Source organism: Clostridium hominis (assembly GCF_014287825.1).
Lineage (GTDB): Bacteria > Bacillota > Clostridia > Clostridiales > Clostridiaceae > Clostridium > Clostridium hominis.
Map to the genome: position 1 here is coordinate 127,915 of NZ_JACOOO010000013.1, position 19,919 is coordinate 147,833.

At 29.8% G+C, this 19,919-nt stretch carries 23 protein-coding genes; 19 read left to right on the plus strand and 4 right to left on the minus strand.

Features of this window, described 5'->3' with window-relative positions; all coding sequences use genetic code 11:
- The first annotated feature begins 1 nt into the window (after position 1).
- From H8S20_RS07505 to H8S20_RS07530, 6 genes are all read left to right on the plus strand, one after another.
- Positions 2-421 carry a tellurite resistance TerB family protein gene (locus H8S20_RS07505; protein WP_032120154.1) on the plus strand — a complete coding sequence of 140 codons (420 nt, stop codon included), beginning with the start codon at positions 2-4 and terminating at the stop codon, positions 419-421.
- 4 nt (positions 422-425) lie between these two features.
- On the plus strand, positions 426-1,781 hold the full coding sequence (locus tag H8S20_RS07510; protein WP_186859700.1) for a hypothetical protein: 1,356 nt from the start codon (positions 426-428) through the stop codon (positions 1,779-1,781).
- Between the two features lie 271 nt (positions 1,782-2,052).
- Positions 2,053-2,232, plus strand: a complete 180-nt coding sequence (locus tag H8S20_RS07515; RefSeq protein ID WP_032120153.1) for a hypothetical protein — start codon at positions 2,053-2,055, stop codon at positions 2,230-2,232.
- A gap of 163 nt (positions 2,233-2,395) precedes the next feature.
- Positions 2,396-2,587 (plus strand): YvrJ family protein, encoded by a 192-nt coding sequence (locus tag H8S20_RS07520; RefSeq protein WP_032120152.1) that lies wholly within the window; start codon positions 2,396-2,398, stop codon positions 2,585-2,587.
- Positions 2,588-2,653: 66 nt separating this feature from the next.
- The gene (locus tag H8S20_RS07525) at positions 2,654-2,878 is read left to right on the plus strand and encodes a DUF1659 domain-containing protein (protein WP_186859701.1); all 225 of its coding nucleotides are present in this window, start codon (positions 2,654-2,656) and stop codon (positions 2,876-2,878) included.
- Positions 2,879-2,927: 49 nt separating this feature from the next.
- Positions 2,928-3,143, plus strand: coding sequence for a DUF2922 domain-containing protein (locus H8S20_RS07530; protein ID WP_186859702.1), 216 nt, complete (start codon positions 2,928-2,930; stop codon positions 3,141-3,143).
- Between the two features lie 120 nt (positions 3,144-3,263).
- Here the strand turns inward: H8S20_RS07530 and H8S20_RS07535 are convergent, their stop codons facing one another.
- Positions 3,264-3,815: a 50S ribosomal protein L25 gene (locus H8S20_RS07535; protein WP_186859703.1), complete on the minus strand. Its 552-nt coding sequence runs from the start codon at positions 3,813-3,815 to the stop codon at positions 3,264-3,266.
- Between the two features lie 332 nt (positions 3,816-4,147).
- Positions 4,148-4,381 carry a hypothetical protein gene (locus H8S20_RS07540; protein ID WP_186859704.1) on the minus strand — a complete coding sequence of 78 codons (234 nt, stop codon included), beginning with the start codon at positions 4,379-4,381 and terminating at the stop codon, positions 4,148-4,150.
- Between the two features lie 331 nt (positions 4,382-4,712).
- On the opposite strand from H8S20_RS07540, the gene H8S20_RS07545 reads away from it, so the two are divergent.
- The 11 genes from H8S20_RS07545 (at position 4,713) to H8S20_RS07595 (ending at position 16,178) form a co-directional block, all read left to right on the plus strand.
- Positions 4,713-5,471, plus strand: coding sequence for a hypothetical protein (locus tag H8S20_RS07545; protein WP_186859705.1), 759 nt, complete (start codon positions 4,713-4,715; stop codon positions 5,469-5,471).
- 95 nt (positions 5,472-5,566) lie between these two features.
- Entirely contained in the window at positions 5,567-7,627 is a 2,061-nt protein-coding gene (locus H8S20_RS07550) for a 5'-nucleotidase C-terminal domain-containing protein (RefSeq protein ID WP_186859706.1), read from the plus strand.
- 164 nt (positions 7,628-7,791) lie between these two features.
- Positions 7,792-8,256 (plus strand): hypothetical protein, encoded by a 465-nt coding sequence (locus tag H8S20_RS07555; RefSeq protein WP_186859707.1) that lies wholly within the window; start codon positions 7,792-7,794, stop codon positions 8,254-8,256.
- Positions 8,246-8,632 (plus strand): type VII toxin-antitoxin system MntA family adenylyltransferase antitoxin, encoded by a 387-nt coding sequence (gene mntA, locus H8S20_RS07560; RefSeq protein ID WP_186859708.1) that lies wholly within the window; start codon positions 8,246-8,248, stop codon positions 8,630-8,632. Before H8S20_RS07555 ends, mntA begins: the two co-directional genes overlap by 11 nt.
- A 268-nt stretch (positions 8,633-8,900) precedes the next feature.
- On the plus strand, positions 8,901-10,760 hold the full coding sequence (locus tag H8S20_RS07565; protein ID WP_032120145.1) for a BglG family transcription antiterminator: 1,860 nt from the start codon (positions 8,901-8,903) through the stop codon (positions 10,758-10,760).
- Positions 10,761-10,768: 8 nt separating this feature from the next.
- Positions 10,769-11,797 carry an aminopeptidase gene (gene ypdE / locus H8S20_RS07570; protein WP_032120144.1) on the plus strand — a complete coding sequence of 343 codons (1,029 nt, stop codon included), beginning with the start codon at positions 10,769-10,771 and terminating at the stop codon, positions 11,795-11,797.
- A gap of 12 nt (positions 11,798-11,809) precedes the next feature.
- Positions 11,810-12,133, plus strand: a complete 324-nt coding sequence (locus H8S20_RS07575; protein ID WP_032120143.1) for a PTS lactose/cellobiose transporter subunit IIA — start codon at positions 11,810-11,812, stop codon at positions 12,131-12,133.
- A 1-nt stretch (position 12,134) separates the two neighbouring features.
- Positions 12,135-12,467, plus strand: a complete 333-nt coding sequence (locus H8S20_RS07580; RefSeq protein ID WP_032120142.1) for a PTS sugar transporter subunit IIB — start codon at positions 12,135-12,137, stop codon at positions 12,465-12,467.
- Between the two features lie 80 nt (positions 12,468-12,547).
- On the plus strand, positions 12,548-13,861 hold the full coding sequence (locus H8S20_RS07585; RefSeq protein WP_032120141.1) for a PTS sugar transporter subunit IIC: 1,314 nt from the start codon (positions 12,548-12,550) through the stop codon (positions 13,859-13,861).
- A gap of 46 nt (positions 13,862-13,907) precedes the next feature.
- Positions 13,908-14,993, plus strand: a complete 1,086-nt coding sequence (locus H8S20_RS07590; RefSeq protein WP_032120140.1) for a M24 family metallopeptidase — start codon at positions 13,908-13,910, stop codon at positions 14,991-14,993.
- 3 nt (positions 14,994-14,996) lie between these two features.
- A complete protein-coding gene (locus H8S20_RS07595; RefSeq protein WP_032120139.1) occupies positions 14,997-16,178 on the plus strand; it encodes a MalY/PatB family protein in 1,182 nt (393 codons plus the stop codon).
- 116 nt (positions 16,179-16,294) lie between these two features.
- Here the strand turns inward: H8S20_RS07595 and H8S20_RS07600 are convergent, their stop codons facing one another.
- On the minus strand, positions 16,295-18,121 hold the full coding sequence (locus H8S20_RS07600) for an FAD-binding protein (protein ID WP_051986996.1): 1,827 nt from the start codon (positions 18,119-18,121) through the stop codon (positions 16,295-16,297).
- Positions 18,122-18,323: 202 nt separating this feature from the next.
- Here H8S20_RS07600 and H8S20_RS07605 point away from each other — a divergent pair, with 202 nt between their 5' ends.
- Positions 18,324-19,166, plus strand: coding sequence for a helix-turn-helix domain-containing protein (locus H8S20_RS07605; RefSeq protein WP_032120138.1), 843 nt, complete (start codon positions 18,324-18,326; stop codon positions 19,164-19,166).
- Between the two features lie 56 nt (positions 19,167-19,222).
- Here the strand turns inward: H8S20_RS07605 and H8S20_RS07610 are convergent, their stop codons facing one another.
- Positions 19,223-19,561, minus strand: a complete 339-nt coding sequence (locus H8S20_RS07610; protein WP_032120137.1) for a hypothetical protein — start codon at positions 19,559-19,561, stop codon at positions 19,223-19,225.
- Between the two features lie 200 nt (positions 19,562-19,761).
- On the opposite strand from H8S20_RS07610, the gene H8S20_RS07615 reads away from it, so the two are divergent.
- A partial coding sequence (locus H8S20_RS07615; RefSeq protein WP_186859709.1) for a nucleotidyltransferase domain-containing protein occupies positions 19,762-19,919 on the plus strand: 158 nt, incomplete at its 3' end.

Genomic DNA, 19,919 nt, shown 5'->3' on the forward strand with positions numbered 1-19,919 from the left:
GATGAATATTAATGAGATTTTAAAAACAGAGGAATCTAAAAAGAATTTTTTAATTGGACTAGTATTTTTAGCAAAGGTAGATGGAAATATTGATGAAACTGAGAAGTATTTCTTTTTAAATGCAGCTGAAGGATTACAGTTAAGTGAAGAATCTCAAAATGCTGTCAATTTAAGCTGGAGTCAAGAAATAATGTCAGAGCTCAAATTCGAAAATAATAGGGAAAAGTTATTTTTCTTGATGCAAGGAATTCAACTTTCAAATATAGATAATTCTTATTCTGATAAGGAAAGAAGCTTTATATATAAGGTTGCTTCTGATTTAGCTATTTCTAATGAATCTGTTGAAAGAATAGAAGCTTGGGTAGAAGAGGGAATTAAGTGGCAAAATGAAGGAATAAAATTACTAGATTTGGAGGGATAATTATATGGGATTTGGTAAATGGGTTTTAGGTGGAGTTTGTGCAGTTGGAGCTGTTATAGCAGCACCAGTAGTACTTCCTATGGCTGCTGCAGGAGCGGCAGCAGCAGGAGCAGCAGCGGCTACGGCAGGAGCTGCTGTAGCTGGAGCTGCAGCAACAGCTGGCGCGGCAGTTGCAGGTGCTGCGACTACAGTAGGGGCAGCAGTGGCATCATCAGCAGTGGGAACGGCTGTGGCTGGAGCTGCTGGAGCAGTAGCATCATCGGCAGTTGGAACGGCTGTGGCTGGAGGAATGGCAGCAGTAGGAACTACTGTAGGAGCTGCAGCAAGTGCAGTGGGAACAGCAACAGGTGTAGCAGCAATATCAGGAATAGCTACTGCTTCAGCTACTGCTGTTGGAACTATAGCAACAGCTGGGGCCGTAGGAGTAGCAGCAACAGGTGTTGGAGCTAAAAAGATGCTAGAAGCTAAAGATATAGTAGATAATGCTGAAGGAAAATATAATAAGAAAAAAAATGTTCTTGACAAAGAAGAAAAAGAAACTAATGAGGCTCTTAATTATCTTGGTCAATTAAAGATTCAAGTATGGAATGACTTTAAAGAGTTCTATGATGTAATTACTAGGATAAAGAATTGTAATATAACTGATGTATATGCTAAAGATGAAAGTTTAAGATTATCAAAGGAAGAACTTGATAAACTACAAGCAATTTCATTTAAAGCATCAGAGTTATTAACAGCAAGTGCTGGATCTGTAGCAGCGGGAGTAGTAGCTGGGCTTGCTGCATATGGTGGAACAATGGCTGTAGGAACAGCATCAACAGGAGCTTCTATAGCGGGGTTAACAGGAATTGCAGCAACTAAAGCAACATTAGCTAGTCTTGGTGGAGGCTCACTTGCAGCTGGAGGTCTTGGAGTAGCAGGTGGAACCGCTGTCCTTAGTGGATTAGTTGCAGCACCAGCATTAGCAATTGGAGGTATATTCCTTGCATTTAAGGGGAATAGTAGCGTTGAAAAAGCAATGGAAGTAGAAGAAAAGGTAAATGATGCAATTAGACAGATGAATGAAAGTATTAAGCTTATTAAAGATATTAAAGATGCAGTTAATAAAGTATACGCAGAGATTTATAGACTAAATGGAAACTTCCAAAAGACTTTAAAAGAACTTAAAAATATTGTAGATAATAAAGAAGATTTTAGATTATTTACAGCAGAAGAAGTTAAGGTAACAGAAAGATGTGTACTGACTTTTAAAGTGTTAAAAGAACTTACTACTACTGATTTATTAATTAAAAAAGGAGATAATCAAAAGATTAATAGTAAGGAAATTGAAAATGTAATGCTTAAGGCTAGTACATTATAAAGATATAGAATATTTAATGCGTAGACTTTTATCTACGCATTTTTTATTAGATTTAATAGGAAAAATATGTACAATATGTTTAATATTTTATATTAGCTTTTATTTTGGTATTTCTTTCGAATAACTTTAATATTAATTGTATAGGTAAGTTTATATATTCTTTGTTTATAGTTTTTATTGTTGATGTATTAGATGATATATTGGGAACAAAGTATAGAGTTAATGAGTCTAATAGCATATAGCAGTTGATTTTGTGGGGGAAATAATAAGAGTGAAGTGTGTAAAATGTGGGAGAGAGTTAGATTATACTATTAAGTTTTGTTATGAATGTGGCAAGGAGGTTGTCTTACGAGAAGGTGATTTTTCCATGCCTGAGTATAGCATGAGAGATAGGATTAGTATAATTGAACTTTTTAATAATGCTAAGGAAAAAGAAGGTTTAGCAAAATAGGTTTAAAATATAAGGTGAATATATTATAGGCAAGTTTTATTTAGAATAATAGAACTTGCCTATTTTTTATATTAAATATTAATAAATTTATTCAATATCCCAGTAGATAGCGTATTTAATAAGTGGGTATTATTTTAAATCAAATATAAAGGAGGTTTAAGACATGGAAATTAATGAGTTACTAAACTTAATTGCTAATGTTGGATTTCCTGTAGCTATTAGTGCGTATTTATTGATTAGGTTAGAAAAGCAAATAATGACCTTAACTTATTCAATTAACAAGCTTAACACTATAGTTTCTACTAAACTTGGTATTGTAATAGAAAGTGAAGAAATTAATAAAAAAGTTTCTTAAAATCATTAAAACTTTCAGATTACATCATATTTATTAAGTGAAGGAAATAAAAAGGGGGAATGCTAAATGGCAGTTAATAAAGAATTACAAAAAGTATCTTTATCATTCAAATTAGAAAATGGTGTTGACGATGAGGGAAACACACTTTACAAGACAAAATCTTTTGCTAATGTTAAGGGAAGTGCTTCACCAGACTCTATTTACGCAGTGGCTGAAGCCATAAAAACAGTGCTTAGAGACACTACTGCTGCTTACTACATTAATGAAACATCATTACTACAAAATCAATAATCACTAAATAAATGGACCTATGTGTCCTAAAATAAGGGAGGAATGGATTATGGAATATACTTTATCAATGATTTTTTTAACAGAAACTGATGAAAAGTACTCATTATCAATATCTGGAGTTAAGGAGAATGTTACAGAGGAAAATGTATCTGCTTTAATGAATATAATTTTAGCTAATGATATATTTGTAAGTAAGAAAGGTGCTATAGTTGCAAAACATAGTGCTAAGTTAACTGAAAGACAAGTTACTTCTTTTGAAATTTAATAAATAAAATATAAAAAACCTCTATTAGATTGTAATAAATCTAATAGAGGTTTTAAGTATTTAATAATATTAAATACTTAATGTTAAGATGATTTATTTGTATAAACTATTAATTAGTTATTAAGCATTACCACCAGGATTTATAACACCTAACAATACTTCTGGGTCATCTAGGACAGTTACATCATTAGGTACAGAAATATCTTTAATAAAAATTTTATCGTTAATATTCATAGCTGAAACGTCAACTTCTATGAATTCAGGAATCTTTTCTACAGGACCTTGGAACTCTATAAAAGAAGTACTTGCATTTAAAAGCAATCTTTTTGCTATTAAGTTTTCTTGGCCAATGTATTTAACAGGAATTTTCATTTTAATAACTTCACTTGGTTTAGTGTATTGTAAGTCAAAATGAATTATCTCGTTTGAAATATCTTTCTGAACATCCTTTACAACACAGTTTAATCTTTCGCCAGCTAAATCTATTTCAATTATAGATCCGCTATTATTACTACGTAGCATTTTTTTTAACTCTGGAGCTTTCATAGTAACAGGAATTGATTTTTCAAGGAATTCACCGTATATAATTCCAGGAACTTGTCCAGCTCTCCTAAGTGATTTATTATTTGAATTATTTCCTCTCTTTTTTACACTATAAAATATATTTGACATAATAAATATCATCCTCTTTCTTTTTAAATTTAGGTAATTTTTATTAAGCCCTTTATAAGTTAAAATATGATTTAACTAATTATACCTAGAGCTTAAGTTTGAAGCTCCATATATGCATCAGCCTCCTTTGTATTCCTATAACCATAACGTATATTTGGAATAAATTCAAATATATTCAAGTGAGTAAAGTGGCAAATTTGCATTATAAATAGTGATATCTCAATTATTCAAGAGTTTATAGAGAAATTCGAAGGAATTAGAAATTTAATATATATTGGATATAAAATTAACCTTCTACTAGATTTTTATTAATCTAATAGAAGGTTTTATTTTTAATAATTCTTTAAAAATATTTCTTCATAATAATGGTTTATAGCCTTGTCTATTATAGTATTCATATAAATATTTATGTCACTATGTCCAGCCTTTATCTCATGTAATCTTCTTACTGTTGATGGTCTTAACTTATAGCCCCTTTTAACAGTAAAGTATTCTCCATCAATTGGGGGAGTTGTCCCATTAAAATTTCCTTCAAAGCTTTCTTTTTCAAAAATAATTTTATTCATTTTTAACCTCCTAAGTTACTTCTATTTATTTATAGTTCTATTTAGTAGAAATTATTAATTTTTACTCTCACTTATTAAATATGATGGAAGTTAAAAGTTTTATAGTATTTTTAGAAAAAAATAAAATTATTTAAGTATTGATATTTATTCTCTATAAACTTGGTCTTAATTAATTGTTTAAAGTGAAATTTGTAAGATTAATAGTCGGTAAAATGATATTTATTATAAAAACAATCAGAAATCTATTTAATTAAACAACCTAATGTTATATTATGTTAATAAAGGATAAATTTACAAATAAATATTGATGCTTTTTGGAAGGGGTGTAGATATGTGGAGAGAGTTTAAGTCTTTGAAAGAAAGGTATGAAGAGAGTTTAAAGCGATATGATGATAATACTGTAGAAACAGAAAGTGAAATAGAAGATATTTATAAAGAAGTAGTCAATGAGATTAAAAGAATAAATCTATTAAAATTAACAGGACTAAGAATTCATATAAATAGGTATTTAAAAAATATGAAATATTTAGAGATGGAGTTAAATGGGACTATCTCAGTTAAAGAGGAAAGTATTGAAAGAGCGGAATTGATTAAGACTGAGTATCCTAATTTTTTTAGTTTTTTAGGCTTTAATAGTAAGAATCTTATTCAGAAGATGTTATATATGAGTTTTAAAATTAAAAAGGTTGAAGATGAAGTTATAAACTTTGAAAAGGAAATAGATGACATAATATATAGAAGAGAAGTATTAGTTATTTATAATAGATTAATGAGGGACGAAGTAAAAGAATTAAGAAAATCTATTGAGTATTTATTAAAATATATTGATAAAATTGAAGGTCAGTTTACTGTATATAAAAATGAGATACTACTCTCTAAGGAGGCAGATGGAACCTTTAATAAGAAAAAGCTTAGTTGGGAATGTGGAATGGTATTCTATAGGTATAATGAGTTTATAGAGCTGTTGATGGAGGTAATTAAGAGTAAGTATAGCTCTTTAGAAAATGAAATAAGTAAGGGGAAAGAAATTATTAGTAGGATAGATAATCTAATTGAGAGATTTAATAAGAAGGAATACAGTATTATTTAAAAAATAGTAAGAGTAATATGTTATATATGGTGAATAATATTATTATCTAGGTTAATATATTTTTTAATATGTTACATTTTAAGGGGGAATTATTAATGATGAGAAAAGACTACAATAAACTCATTAGCTTTATATGTATGTTTTTATTAAGCATTTCTTTACTTAGTACTCATACTGTAAAGGCTGAAACAATTAATAACCCAATTGTGGAGATAGAAGATAATTTAACTTTACAAGATGAAGATATTATAAATGAAGCTGAACTTGCTGCTAATAAGGAAATAGTGTTATTTCACACAAATGATACTCATTCAAGAGTAGATGCTTTTCCAAAAGTTAAATCTTATATTAAAGCATTTGAGGGAAATAGCTTGTTATTAGATGCAGGGGATACATTCCACGGACAAAGCTTTGCAACCTTAGAAAATGGAAGCAGTATAGCAAAGCTATTAAATGCTATGGGATATTCTGCAATGGTACCTGGTAATCATGACTTTAACTATGGGCAAGATATTTTAAAATCACTAGGAGTTGAAGCTAACCTACCTCTTCTAGCAGTTAATGTTAAAAAAGATGGTGCAGTTGCTTATGATGACGTTTTAATAAAAGAAGTTAATGGCGTAAAGGTTGGTATATTAGGTATAGCTACTCCTGAAACTGCTTATAAGACAAATCCTCTTAATGTAGTAGGGTTAGATTTTGGAACTAAGGAATCAATAATTGCTGATGCTCAAGCTGCTGTTGATGCTTTAAAAGCTCAGGGAGCAAATGTAATCGTTGCATTAGCTCACTTAGGTATTGATCCAACAAGTGATGTAAAGGCTACTGATATAGCTGAAGCTGTTAATGGCATTGATGTAATGATTGATGGACATAGTCATTCAACACTAGATAAGTATGAAGAGTTTAATGCAAATCATAAAACTAAGATTACAAGTACAGGTAATTATTTAGAGTCTTTTGGTGAGGTGAAAATTACATTAGATAATGAAAATAATGTATTAGATGTTAAACCAGGAAATGTTTTAACTAAGAACCTAACTGAAGAAGATGCAGAAATTAAAGGATTAATAGATGGAATTAAAAGTGGGCAAGAAGTAATTTTGAACGAAATTGTTGGAGAAACTCCAATTGATTTAGATGGTGTAAGAGAAAATGTAAGAAGTGGTCATACAAACCTTGGTAGATTAATAACTTCTGCGATGTTAGATGAAACAGGAGCTGATATAGCAATTACTAATGGTGGTGGAATTAGAGATTCTATTAAGGCTGGACAAATTACTAAAGGGAATGTTATTGCAGTGCTTCCTTTTGGTAACTATATCGTAACAAAAAATGTTAAAGGGCAAGATATAATAGATGCATTAAATGCAACTATGGCTAAGTTAAATGGAGGATTCCCTCACTTTGCAGGCATGAATGTATTAACTGAAGAGTATGTTGATGAAGCTGGAAAGGCTAGATGGAGAGTTGTATCTATTGAAGTAAACGGTGCTCCAATTGATGCAGAGAAAATGTATACTTTAGCTACAAATGATTTTATGGCAGCAGGTGGAGATAACTATACTATGTTTGGTAATTATCCAACACTTAATGAATATTCTGCATTGGATGAAGCTTTAATTAAATATATAAGTAAAGTTGGAGCTGAAGGAATAATTGCAGTTGATGCTGAGGTTAGATTGGTAGAAGCTGAATTAGTAGAAATTGAAAGCTTAAAGGAAAGATTAACAGAAGCTGTTGAAACTGGATTTGAGGTTGAGTTAACAAAACATAGTGAAGACAAGACTTTAGTAGTATTGACTAAAGATGAAGAAAGAAAAGAGTTTTTAGTAAATGGAACTTTAGCAAATGCTGAGGCTGTTTTAGAAGAAGTTAATAAAGAATTAAATGGTGGAGGGCAAGTTCCTCCAACAGATGAACCATCAATAGACGTTAAGCCAGGAGATGGAGCAGGAAATGGTTCAGGGTCAGGCAATGGAAGTGGCTCAAATTCTGGGAATGGAACAGGAAATGATTCAGGAACAGAGCCAGGTAAAGGTAATTCAACATTACCTGAAACAGGGGGGACAAGCCCTATAATCCCTGCAGCTTTAGGATTTATTGTAATCCTTGCAGGAGTAGTTGTTCTTAAGAAAAAGGATAAAACTGCATAAGCCTAAAATTATAATTTGAAATTAAAAGCTGTGTAGAATCATTCTACACAGCTTATTACTTTATGCTAAGTTGTTTAAAATATGAACAATGGTATATAATGATATTATTAGGTGAAAAATAGTTAATAGGGGAAGTGATTTAATTAATGATACGTGTAAATTCAATGAGGTTACAGAATATAGTTAATAACTATATGGAGATATTAAGTGATTTAGATGAGGATAGTAAATTATATTCTAGTATGGCAGAAACAGATAAATATTTTAAGCAAGTATCGAACTCTTTTAGAAATAATATGAAAGAATTATATACTGTATTCGAAGATTATATTGCTTTTTCATTAAGTGCAGTAGGTGTAGCTGTAACGGATAATAGGTTAAGGGAATATATTCTTAATGCATATAAACTAAAAATAATACCAGAGGACTTTTATGAGTTTTATAATAAGACATTAAATATAAGAAATACATTTGCACATCAATATAAAAAACCTACAACAAAAGAATTAGTTAAATTATATAAAGATAATAGAGATATACTTAAAAATTTTGAAAGTTTCATAAATGATAGACTAAAAATTCATATAAAAAATAATAGAAAGGATTTGCTATCGCTTTATGATGAATAATAAAGAAATTCTTAAAATAATTTATGATACTTTAAATATAGAATGTATTGATGCTTGTTATATATTTGGAAGCTTTTTAACCAATAGATTTGATGAAAATTCAGATATAGATATAGCTATATTAGGTAATGTTAAATTAGAAGATATTTTAAGTTATGAGCAAACACTTGAAGAAAGGCTTGGAATAAAAATAGATTTAGTAAATGTAGAGGACTTACCAAAGTACATCCAATTGCAAGTTGTCTGTAAAAATAAAAAAGTTATATTTAAAGAAAATGAAAATACTTCGAGATATTTATATGAAATTAATAAATGGTATAGAGAAGAATATCCATTTTGGCTTAAACTGCAGAGAGAGCAAGGTTTTGATGTATAGAGATTTAAATAAAAGGTGATAAGCGTGAGCTTATCACTTTTTATTTGTGTTTTGAATATTAAAACATATTCAACTGAAAATTTATCATAGTTAACATAATATTGTATAATCAATTAGTAAAACTATTGGTTCATTTTTTGCACATTAGGATGCAATTAAAAATCTTTTGTATTTGTAGAAGATAAATTAAAATTAAGATGTAAACAATAACAGAAAAGGTTTTAAATGAATAAAAGCCAATGGTGTTAGTAAATTAGGGGGATGAAAAATGAGGGAATTAGATATAATCAATGAGCTCATCGAAGCTAATGATTATTTATCTATAGATTACTTTATAAATAAGTATTCTATTTCAAAAAGAACATTACAAAATGATTTTTCTTACCTAGTGAATATTACTAAGGCAAAAGGATTTCATTTAACGCAAAAAAGAGGTAAAGGATATTTATTAGAGGTAACAGATGAAGGCAAGTTTAATAGCTTTCTTAATGAATTAAAGAGGTTAGCTGATAAACCTAAAATTACTGTAGAGAATATAGTTGGATATTTGCTTGTAAGTGATAATTATACAACTATGGATAATTTAATAGATGTATTTAATTCAAGTAAATCTTTAATTAATGGATTTAAGTCTGAAGTAGATAGGTATATTAGTAAATTTGATTTAAAGATAGATAGAAAAGCTCATTATGGTATGAAAATAATTAATCCTTTAATAAATAGAAGAGAACTTTTAGTTAAATTGTATCTTAAGGATAATCGCATTGTTAAAGAAGAAGTCAATAGAGTTGTTGATGAGAGATTTGTTTCTATACAAGATTCTTTAATAGATACGCTTAAAAGTAGTAATTTAAACATAAATTATGTTGAGTTAAAAGAACTAACTGCTTGGTTGAAGGTTACAATTTTTATCCACACAAGGTTGAATACAGATATTATTGATAACAGTGATTTATCTTTAGTAAATAGTATACAGGAAAAATTTAAGGTTGGAGTTAGTTATGAAGATATAGAAGAGTTTGGAAGATTAATTAAAGCTAAAACAAGAAGCAATGAGCAAAACTCTATATATTTAGAAAAGTTAGCAATAGATATTGAAGAGTTTCTAATCAATATTGATAAAGAGAATAATACTTCTTTCAACCAAGATGAAGACTTTAAAAAATTATTAATAACTCATATTGGTTCCTTAATTAATAGGTTAAGCTACAAGATATCATATACTAATCCAATTATTGATGAGTTAGCAATTAAGTATCCAATCATATTTAATATTGCAATAGCATTAGGGAATATGCTCAAGGAAAGATACGGAATAGAGCCTACTCGTGATGAGATAGGATTTATAGCAACTCATTTTGCAGTTCATATGGAAAAAGAGATTATATATAAACTAGGCAAGTATAACAAAATTGCTATAGTTTGTTCATCTGGAGGGGGAAGTGCTTACCTGATAAAGCTTAAGATAGGTAACCTTTTTGGAAATGCTAATATAGAAACTTTCTCAATTTTAGAGATGAAGGAGCTAGAAGAGTTTAATCCAGATATAATTTTCTCCATAAGTGAGTTAAATACTAGTTTAAAAGTACCTTTGATATATATTAAGGAGCTTTTAGATGATTATGATATTTTAAATATTAAACAATTAGTTATGTTTGAAAATTTTAATGAAGCTTTTGTTGATAAAACTAAAGAGTATTATTTAAAAAGATTTTTTGATCCTAATTATTTTTCTATAGAGGATTCTTGTGAGGATTATATTGAGTGTCTTACCAGAATGTCTAAGGAGATAGAGGAAAGTGGTATTGGTGGAGAGGATTACTCAAAGTATGTACTAAAGAGAGAGGAATTTTCGTCTACTATATACCTTAATGGAATATCAATACCTCACCCTATAGAAATGCAGGCAAATAGGGATTTAATTTCTGTAAAGATATTAAAAAATCCAATACTTTTTAATAATAAGAAAGTTTCAATAATATTTATGGTTGCCCTTAAAAAGGATAATTTAGAGTTCAATAAGGGCATAACAAATGATTTATTTGAGATAATGAATAATCTTGAAATGGTGCAAAGTTTAATTAAGGTTAATAGCTTTAAGGAATTTATAGCGCTAGTAAGTAAGTAGGTGTAAAGATGGTAGATATTAAACTATTAAAGGATCTGTGTAATGCAGATGGAATAGCATCAAACGAACAAGAGATAAGAGATATATTAATTGAAGATATAAATGGACAAGTTTCCTTTGATGGAATTGGAAGCATGATAGTTAACCATAAGGGCGTTGGACCTAAGCTTATGTTCTGTGCCCATATGGATGAGGTTGGCTTTATGGTTAGACATATTAGCGATATAGGAATGTTGCACCTTATGCAGATAGGTGGAGTTAAGGACTCTGCAAAGAGCTTTCAAGCTGTTAATGTAACACTGGAAGATGGGAAGAAGCTAAGAGGACTAATGAATTGTTCTTATGACGATAATCATAAGGTTAAGGATGTTTATGTTGATATTGGCTTAAGCTCAAGAGATGAAGTTTTAGAAGCTGGAGTTAACATAGGTGATATAGTTTGTTTTGCTAGTAATAGTGAGATGATAAATGAGAATGTGTTAATGGCAAAGGCGCTTGATGATAGAGTTGGCTGTTATATATTAAAGGAAGTTGATAAGAGGCTTAAGAGTATAAATCACAATAATGATGTGTATCTAAGCTTTACTAGTTCAGAAGAGGTTGGAACTAGAGGGGGTAAGTGTACCACTGATATAGTAAATCCTGATGTAGTTTTTGCTATAGATGTTGCTTGTGCACCAGACTTAGTAAGAAATTATACTAATCAGCGTCAACTTTCAAAGGGATGCATGATAGTTCATTATGATAAAACTATGATTCCAAATAAGAAGTTTTTAAAGTTTATTAAGGATGTAGCTGTTGAAAATAATATTAGCTTTCAATGTGACATGTTTAGTGGTGGAGGAACTGATGCAGGTAGTGCTCATTTAGTTAATGGAGGAAAGCTAGCTATAGTTTTAGGAATACCTCTGAGGTACTGTCATGGAAGTTATTCGATGGCAGATTTAAGAGATGTAGAAGAGTTAGTAGAATTAATCATTAATATTATAAAAAGATTAGATGTAGAAAAATACGAAGTTATATCCAGTTACTTGTAGGAGGTATAAAAAATGAATGAATTAGAGATGCAAATAATGCAGATTATAGGATCTGCTGGGGAGAGTAAAGCAAAGGCTTTTCAAGCTTTAAAAAAGGTTAAAGAAAGAGATTATGAAGCTGCTAGAGCGTTAATGGAAGAAGCAAGGGAAATAGATCTTGAAGCTCATAATGCTCAAACAAAATTAATTCAGGCTGAACTTTCTGGAGATGCTGAGACTAAACCAATGGTGAGTTTACTTATGGTACATGCTCAAGACCATTATATGTCTTCACAGCTATCTAGAGATTTAATAGAAGCATTAATAGAAGTATTTGAATCAAGGGAGGAGAAATAAAATGAGAATTGTATTATGTTGTGCTGGGGGATTTTCAACTACCATGTTAATGAATAACATGAAGAAAACTGTACATGAAAGTAAAAAGTTAAATGATGCTGATTTTGAGTTTACAGCTGTACCTGTAGATTTATTAAAGCAAGAAGTAGACAATTGTGACGTACTAGTTGTAGGACCACAAATTGCACATAAGCTAGATTATATTAAAGAGATAATTGGGGACATTCCATACATTGTTATTGATCAAGATACTTACGGGAAAATGGACGGAGCAACATCTTTAAAGATGGCTTTAATAGCTCATAAAAAAGCAGAGCTTGCAAAGAAAAAGTAGCATAAAGGGGAAGTAAAATAGGTGATTAAATATTTAGTTTTTAATCATTAAAATATAGGAATTTAAGGGGAGGAAATAATATGTTTGATAAATTCGAAAATTTTATGAATAAGTGGCTAACGCCTCTTGCTCAAAAAATGGACAAACAGCCACATTTAAGTGCAATTAAAAAGTCAATGGTTGCAATGACGCCAATACTTATCATAGGAAGTTTATGTTTAATACCAGAAGCTATAGCAAATATGATTGGAGAAACAAATCCAATATCCCAATTTATTTTAACTAATATGGATAATTTTTATCTACCATTCTACCTAACTATAGGAATGATGGGATTCTATGTTTGTTTATGTATTACTTATTTCTTAAGTGAGCACTATAAATTATATGTTCCAGGTGCAATGATTCTTGGAGCAGTAGGGTTCCTTTTATTAGTATTTAGCTTTACTGAAGATGGCGGTATGGTTATAAAATACATGGGAACTAAAGGTTTATTTATGGCAATGATATCAGGAATATTAGCTGTTGAACTATATAGATGGTGTAAGAAGAAAAACTTCACAATCCGTATGCCAGAAAGTGTACCTGATTTCGTTTCTAGATCTTTTGAATTAATTCCTACAACTGTAATTATAGTTGGTACGTTTATGGCTATAAGATTATTAAGCTTAGCATTTTTTGATGTATTACCACCAGAAATATTAACTCAATTCTTATCACCATTAGTAGGATCATTAGATAACCCTTGGACATTTGTATTTATAACTTTCCTTGGATGTACACTATTCTTCTTCGGTATTCATCCATCAGTATTATCACCAATAACTGCACCAATAGCAGCTCAATTCTTAGCTGAAAATATTGAAGCTATGCAAGCTGGTCAAGCATTACCACACTTCTATACTGGTGGTATGACAAGTGCCTTTGCTAACTTTACAGGAACAGGTGTTACTTTTGGATTAGTGTTCTGGTGCTTATTATCTAAGAATCAAGCTAATAAAAGAGTAGGTCAAGTTTCTTTAGTACCAGCGTTATTTGGTATTAATGAACCAATATTATTTGGTGCACCAATAGTATTAAACCCAACATTCTTCTTACCATATGTTATTGGTGGAACAATTTTAGGTACATTCCCAGCATTCTTAATGAAAGCTGGAATCTTAGCAAAACCAATATTTAATCCACCATATGTTGGAGTATTCCTAGAAGGATTCTTAGTAAATGGACATTGGTTAACTATTGTTGTTAATGCACTACAAATGATTGGATCAATTCTTATTTGGTATCCATTCTTCAAGTTATATGAAAAACAAAATCAACTTAAAGTAGAAGATAAGCAAGATTCTAAAATTTCAGAAGAAGATTTAGCATTATTAGATGATTTAGATTTCTAAAAATTAAGGCAAGCGTAATGCTTGCCTTTTTGTACTAGGAGGAAATATGGCAAGACATTTAGAGAAAATAAGGGATTTGATAGAAGAGCTAAGATTAGATGGTATATTAATAAAATCAAAAACAAGTAAAAAATATTTAGATACTTTAACTGGAAGTGGAGTACAAATATTAATTACTAGAGATAATTCTTATGCAATTTTAGATGGAAGATATTTATCAGAAGCAAGAGAAAGACAAGATGAGTTAAAAATAATTGAAAATACACCTGCTAAAAGCAATAAATCTCACTTTGATGTTGTAAATGAAATTTTTAAAGAATTTAATTATTCTAAGTTAGGAATAGAAGCTAGTAGTTATTCTATTTCTGATTATGAAAAGCTAAAAAAGTATTATTTTACTGTTACTTTAGTTAATGAGGAAATAAATGAAGCTAGAATAATTAAGGATGAATTTGAAATTGATATATTAAAGGAAGCTTGTAAGATTACTGACCAAGTATTTGCTGATGTTTTAAAGCATATTAAAGTAGGAATAAGTGAAAATGAAATAAATGCATTAATACATTATTATGCTTTAAAGGCTGGTGCAAGTAAATTATCATTTGAGCCAGTAGTAACTTCAGGACCAAGAACTGCACTGCCTCATGGAAGACCTACTGATAGAAAAGTTCAAGCTAATGAACCTATAATGATTGATTTTGGAATAGAGTATAAGAATTATCAGTCTGATATGACTAGAATGGTGTTCGTGGGACAACCTTCCAATGATATGATTAATATATATGAAATTGTGAAGAAGGCTCAACAGGCTGGAGTAGATGAAATAAAATCTGGAGCTTTAGCTTCAGAAGTTGACTTTGTTGTTAGAGATATAATTGAAAAGGCTGGTTATGGTGAAAACTATAATCATGGACTAGGGCATGGTATAGGTATAGGAGATGGATGTGAGTATCCATTTTTAAATCAAAACTCAAAAACTATTTTAAAGGATAATATGATAATGTCTTGTGAGCCAGGCATATATGTAGAAGGCTTAGGTGGAGTTAGGATTGAAGATGATGTGTTGATTTCAGGGGGAAGAGGTATACCGTTAAATCAAACTACAAAAGATATGATAATTTTGGAGGTATAGTATATGAAGCATAATTTTGATGAGGTTCATAATAGATTAAATACTTATTGTACACAGTGGGATTATATTCAAGATCGTTTTAATAAGGCAGATTTAATTCCATTTTCAATATCTGATACTGATTTTACAGTACCAGAGCTTGTATATAATAAGTTAAATAAAGCCCTAGAGCATCAGATATATGGATATTCAAGGTGGAATCACCATGATTATAAAGGCTCAATTGCAGGATATTTTAAAAGAAGATTTAATAGCTATGTAGATGAGAAGTGGGTAATTTATTCACCTTCAGTAATGTATTCTGTTTCACTTTTATTAAGACTTTTAAGCAAAGATAAAGATAAAATAGGTACCTTTAATCCTATGTATGATGCATTTATAAATGTTATCGAGCAAAATAATAGAGAATTAGTAAGAGTTGAACTTCATGAAAAAGAAGGAGAATTCTTTATAGACTTTAATGAATTTGAAGAAAAGGTTAAAGAATGTAAAGTATTTTTACTATGCTCACCTCATAATCCAACAGGTCGTGTGTGGACTAAGGATGAATTAGGAAAGATTGTAGATATATGCAAGAGATATAATGTAAAGATAATAAGTGATGAGATTCATGCTGACATAGTAATGCCAGGACATAGGCATACTCCTATAATTGATTACCTTACAACTTATAATGAAATATATCTAGTATCTTCAGGAAGTAAAACTTTCAATTATCCAGGATTAATTGGCTCTTATGCTATAATTCCTGACGATAATATAAATGATTTATTTATACATCAAACAAGAACTAAGGATTTCTTAAACTCAGTAAGTATTTTAGGGATGTACGCTACAATGGTTTCTTATAATGAGTGTGATTACTATATAGATGGATTAGTCCAATATATAAATAATAATATGGATTATATAGAAAACTTTATTAAAGAAAACTTTAAGGATATAAAATTCAAAAAACCAAATGGAACATATTTAGCTTGGATAGATTGTAGAGAGTTACCATTTACAGCAGATCAGATTCAAGATGCCCTAGTAAACATCGGCGGAGTAGGGATAATGAAAGGCGAAGTATATGGTAGTGAAAAGTATCTAAGATTAAATTGTGGTTGTCCTCTTTCTAAATTAAAGGAAGGGCTTGAAAGATTTAAGAAAAGTATTGATTATCTTTATAATAGTAATAGATAAATTTAAGAGATATATGTAATTAGGAAAAATGCAACAACTTATTAAATAAAAATCTCTACTAACTTTTTAAAAGATTAGTAGAGATTTTCTTATGTTAATTGATTTTAGGGGCTAATTTATTTTTTTGCACTTTCTAATGCTGATTTAACAGCATCTATTATTGCATTTGATGTTACTGTTGCACCAGTAACTGTATCTACTGATAATGATTGCTCTGAAACAATTGCAGTAGGGACTTTTTCTAAAGCTGGATCAGCTAATCCTTCAGTTTCTAAATGTTCTAAAACAGTAACTTCTTTTATTGAGGTTTCATCTACAACAACTGAAACTTTTAAGTCTCCACCGTTACCTTTTGCAGTACCTTCATAAGTACCTGGGTTGAATGAGAAAGATTCAGCAGTAGCTTCTTCTTTTTCTTCAGTAGTATTTTCAGATACAGGAGCTTTAGGACCGTTTTTGATGTAGTCAGAAGCACTTGCACCTGCGATTCTACCCCAAGTTATAGCATTCGAAATAGTGAATCCCATATATGCAGAGTTTGCAGAAACTTCACCACAAGCAAATAATCCATTTAATACAGTGCCATCAGCTTTTAATACTTCAGCATTTTCATTTCTGATAACTCCACCATAAGTTATGATATGAGCAGGAGCTATAGCAACAGCATAGTAAGGTGCTTCTAATTGAGTTAAGCCAGCAGTTCTCCTAAAGTCAGCATCTACACCGTTAGTAGCAGAAGTATTCCAAGCATCAACAGTAGCTTTTAATGTTGATGGATCTAAGTTCATTTTTGAAGCTAGATCTTCAACAGTATCAGCAGTAATATATTCTAAGTCTAAACCTCTTTTAGATTTAGTTTGTTCTAAGCCTTTTGCATCAGTAATTGCCCAAACATATGGCATATCATCTTTTTTCATTTGATCCCATATTGGTTGATTTAATTCTTGACTCATAAATCCAGCAGCTTTTTCATCCATAAATCTTTTTGCATCAGCACCAACAAATATTAAGCTATCAGCTTTTACATAAGCACTTACAGAAGCAGTAGCTGAATTACCATTCTTTTCTGAAAGTATTTCGTAATCTTTTAATACAGCCATTAAGTGATCAGTATGTCCAATTGCAGCACCTACATCACTACCCATAATTAAACCATCACCAGTATTCCCAGCAAATCCAACAGGTAACATTCCTTGATAAGAAGGGTTAAGCAATCCAGGTAGATCTTTATTACCAGCATATCCACCAGTAGCTAAAACTACAGCTTTAGCTTTAATTTTAAGCTCTTTACCTTCGTTTTCAACAATAGCTCCAGTGATATTTCCATTATCATCTTTTAAAAGTTTAGTAGCAGGAGTTTCAAGCATAAGCTCAACATTATTATCTTCTAAAGCCTTTTTGAAAGGTTCAACTATAGCATTTCCTCCACCAGTCATAACGTGCATCATTTGAAGTGGTCCATATCCAACTCTTATTTCTTCATCAAATGGAACGCCAACAGTATCTATTAACCAATCTATAGATTCTCCAGATTTTTCTACAGTTATAGAAGCTAATTTTGGATCTAATCTATAAGTAGCATTTCCCATTAAAATATCATATAGTTCCTCTTTAGTTACATTAACTCCAAGCTTTTTAGCTATTTGAGTATCGTAACCAGCAATAACACCTTGAGATAGAGCGGTTACTCCACCAATTGAAGATAGTTTTTCAACTACTAATATATTTTCAGTTCCATTAGTAGCAGCTTCAACAGCGGCAGTTAAACCAGAACCGCCAGCACCGATTACTAATAGATTTACTTCTTTATCCCATTCAGAAGAAGATTCAGTTGTAGCATTATTACCGTTTACAGCTGAGTTATTGTTTGATGTACAAGCAGCTAAAGATGTCATCATACAAAGTGATAATAAAATAGAAGCTTTTCTTAAAAATTTATTCATTATGTATTCCCCCAGTTTTTTATATTTAAAAATAACTTTTGTTAATATATTTATAGTTGCAACGTATAAAATAGTTAAAATATTAACCTTATCCTTATTATAACAAGATAAAATGCTCTAAAACTTACATTTATTGGGGCGAAACTATCAAAAATTTGGTATAATTAAAGAGGTTTAAAAGTAGTTAATGGGAGGATTATCTATGGATATAATCAATAATAAGGTTTTTGTTCAAAAATTAACAATTGAGAATAGGCAAGTATTTATACCAAGAAGTGATTTTTATAAAATAATATACATTGAAAATAATAAATATATTATGGAAGATAATAATGAAACTTTTTCAGTAGAAAAGGATGACTATGTTGTATTAGAAAACGATAACTATCTTAAAATAAAGGTTGATAATGAAGTTAATAACAAAGGTGAGATTATTTTAATTTATATTCACCCAGAATATGTTAGAAGTATATCATCAGAAGAGTGCAATTTGGAAACTTGCTTTATTGAAGCAAGAGATAGCAATATTAGAATAGTTCGAGCTAGTAGTGAAGTATATATGTTAATAAAATCCTTAACTACTAGATTAATATGCTATGAAAAAATGGAGGGCTTTGGGAAAGAGGAGATTTTAAGGGCTACATTAATAATACTCTTAGCTATTACTAATAGAGGATATATAGAAAGTAGATTAAATAAAAAGAGAATTTATGACAAGCTAGATATTATAGATGATATTTTTATTTACATAAATACCCATATGTCTGAAGAGATTACATTAGATGATTTAGCAAGAGAGTTTTTTATGAATAAGTTTCATCTTTCAAAAATATTTAAAGATGCTACTAATATGACTATACATAGCTGTATTTTAAAGAGAAAATTATCTTACTCAAAAGAGTTAATAGAAAAAAACATTCCTATAATTGAGGTATATTCTAAATGCGGATTTGGAGGATATACTCACTTTTTTAGAGCTTTTAAAAAGGAGTTTGGAATGACGCCAAGACAGTATTATCATAAGGCTGTTAATTCAAAAAAATAATAAAAGGCCTCTAAGTGTTAATAGAATGCACTTAGAGGTTTTCATATTTCAATTTATTATTCTTTGGTGAAGTAAAGAGCAACTTCACCATCAGTAATTAAAATAATAGTATTCTTATTTGTAATAGTTCCTGCATTACATTTCCTATTACAATTAATATTCTTATAAACTATGTCAGCATTTTGATCTAATACTATTATTGCAGAATCTTTATCAGTATTTAAAAATTGAAACTGTAGAGCATAGGAGCTTTTATCAGCTGGACTTAGTTTATAAATTCCTTCTTTATAAACTGCATTAATAGGATGAATAGGAACATCGGCATGAGCAGTTAATATAATAAAATTTAAAACTATAATTAATGAAGATAGTAAGATAAAAAATCTTTTTTTCATATAATCACCTCAATAATTAGTATTTCTGTTTTATTTATTAATTACTCAAAAATTTATTAAATATGTGAAATATGTCCCTCTAAGGTAGAAGCAAATAATGAAGTTACCTTAGAGGTGTTTTAAATAATTTATAGGTAAACTTGTTTATAATTAAAGGGTAGTGGTATATAATAAAGGTAAAGTAGTAGTAGCTGCTAAATATGAATTTAGATAAAGTTATATTAAATGAGATAATAGAGATTTCTAAAAAGCATAGTGAAATAAATAAAGTTATTTTATTTGGATCAAGGACTCGTGGAGATAATGGAGATAGAAGTGATATAGATTTAGCTATATATTGTGAAAAATCCATATCTGA

Bases quoted from the DNA above. Each gene is read 5' to 3' on its own strand.
- H8S20_RS07600 (WP_051986996.1), bottom strand. From the start codon at position 18,121: ATGAATAAATTTTTAAGAAAAGCTTCTATTTTATTATCACTTTGTATG.
- H8S20_RS07610 (WP_032120137.1), bottom strand. From the start codon at position 19,561: ATGAAAAAAAGATTTTTTATCTTACTATCTTCATTAATTATAGTTTTA.
- H8S20_RS07580 (WP_032120142.1), top strand. From the start codon at position 12,135: ATGAGAATTGTATTATGTTGTGCTGGGGGATTTTCAACTACCATGTTA.
- H8S20_RS07545 (WP_186859705.1), top strand. From the start codon at position 4,713: ATGTGGAGAGAGTTTAAGTCTTTGAAAGAAAGGTATGAAGAGAGTTTA.
- H8S20_RS07535 (WP_186859703.1), bottom strand. From the start codon at position 3,815: ATGTCAAATATATTTTATAGTGTAAAAAAGAGAGGAAATAATTCAAAT.
- H8S20_RS07540 (WP_186859704.1), bottom strand. From the start codon at position 4,381: ATGAATAAAATTATTTTTGAAAAAGAAAGCTTTGAAGGAAATTTTAAT.
- H8S20_RS07530 (WP_186859702.1), top strand. From the start codon at position 2,928: ATGGAATATACTTTATCAATGATTTTTTTAACAGAAACTGATGAAAAG.
- H8S20_RS07590 (WP_032120140.1), top strand. From the start codon at position 13,908: ATGGCAAGACATTTAGAGAAAATAAGGGATTTGATAGAAGAGCTAAGA.
- H8S20_RS07550 (WP_186859706.1), top strand. From the start codon at position 5,567: ATGATGAGAAAAGACTACAATAAACTCATTAGCTTTATATGTATGTTT.
- H8S20_RS07510 (WP_186859700.1), top strand. From the start codon at position 426: ATGGGATTTGGTAAATGGGTTTTAGGTGGAGTTTGTGCAGTTGGAGCT.
- H8S20_RS07595 (WP_032120139.1), top strand. From the start codon at position 14,997: ATGAAGCATAATTTTGATGAGGTTCATAATAGATTAAATACTTATTGT.
- H8S20_RS07505 (WP_032120154.1), top strand. From the start codon at position 2: ATGAATATTAATGAGATTTTAAAAACAGAGGAATCTAAAAAGAATTTT.
- H8S20_RS07525 (WP_186859701.1), top strand. From the start codon at position 2,654: ATGGCAGTTAATAAAGAATTACAAAAAGTATCTTTATCATTCAAATTA.
- H8S20_RS07565 (WP_032120145.1), top strand. From the start codon at position 8,901: ATGAGGGAATTAGATATAATCAATGAGCTCATCGAAGCTAATGATTAT.
- H8S20_RS07520 (WP_032120152.1), top strand. From the start codon at position 2,396: ATGGAAATTAATGAGTTACTAAACTTAATTGCTAATGTTGGATTTCCT.
- H8S20_RS07585 (WP_032120141.1), top strand. From the start codon at position 12,548: ATGTTTGATAAATTCGAAAATTTTATGAATAAGTGGCTAACGCCTCTT.
- H8S20_RS07605 (WP_032120138.1), top strand. From the start codon at position 18,324: ATGGATATAATCAATAATAAGGTTTTTGTTCAAAAATTAACAATTGAG.
- H8S20_RS07555 (WP_186859707.1), top strand. From the start codon at position 7,792: ATGAGGTTACAGAATATAGTTAATAACTATATGGAGATATTAAGTGAT.
- H8S20_RS07575 (WP_032120143.1), top strand. From the start codon at position 11,810: ATGAATGAATTAGAGATGCAAATAATGCAGATTATAGGATCTGCTGGG.
- ypdE (WP_032120144.1), top strand. From the start codon at position 10,769: ATGGTAGATATTAAACTATTAAAGGATCTGTGTAATGCAGATGGAATA.
- mntA (WP_186859708.1), top strand. From the start codon at position 8,246: ATGATGAATAATAAAGAAATTCTTAAAATAATTTATGATACTTTAAAT.